The 571-nt window shown below is 46.2% G+C and carries 1 protein-coding gene; it reads right to left on the reverse strand.

Annotated features, from left to right (window positions below; genetic code table 11):
- Nucleotides 1-259 (reverse strand): DEAD/DEAH box helicase (locus ACTHUR_RS16580; protein WP_440399780.1); only part of this gene is annotated, 259 nt, incomplete at its 3' end.
- Nucleotides 260-571 lie beyond the last annotated feature (312 nt).

Below are 571 nucleotides of genomic sequence, written 5' to 3' on the forward strand. Positions count from 1 at the left end.
GGGTCAATACCAACATGCGGACAGGATGCATGGCAGGGGAGGTGCTGGATGTGGCGTAGCGTTTCAGGCGTTCGAGGCTGGGCAGCATAAAGGCGGCGGTTTTACCTGTGCCGGTTTGTGCTGCAGCCAAAAGATCGTGTCCTGCCAAGGCTTTAGGAATCGCTGCGGCTTGAATAGGCGTCGGGTTTTCATAACCCTGATCGGTCAGGGCGGAGACCAATTCGCTGCCTAAACCGAGTGAAGAGAAAGGATTCATGATGGTGGCTTTCTGTTCAGACGGCCTTTGGAATGATGAGGCCGTCTGAAAAATCTGATTCTGAAATGGACAAACCGCAGTATGATTTTGATTCTGCGGTTTGAAAAAAATGGGGGCGGAACAATCCGTCAAGTAGTCCATTATGCCATAAAAAGAGGGACTCCCCAAATGATGGTTGCGGCTAGGAACAGCCATGTTTTGATATTTTTACAGTTCAAAAACAGAAAAAATGACTGGTCTGCAAGGTTTTGAGTTTATTAGGAATTAAGCATTTGTCTTAACGTCAATAGAATTAATTTATCAAAAACTTACAGG

The sequence above is a fragment of the Neisseria sp. P0021.S007 genome (assembly GCF_051956855.1).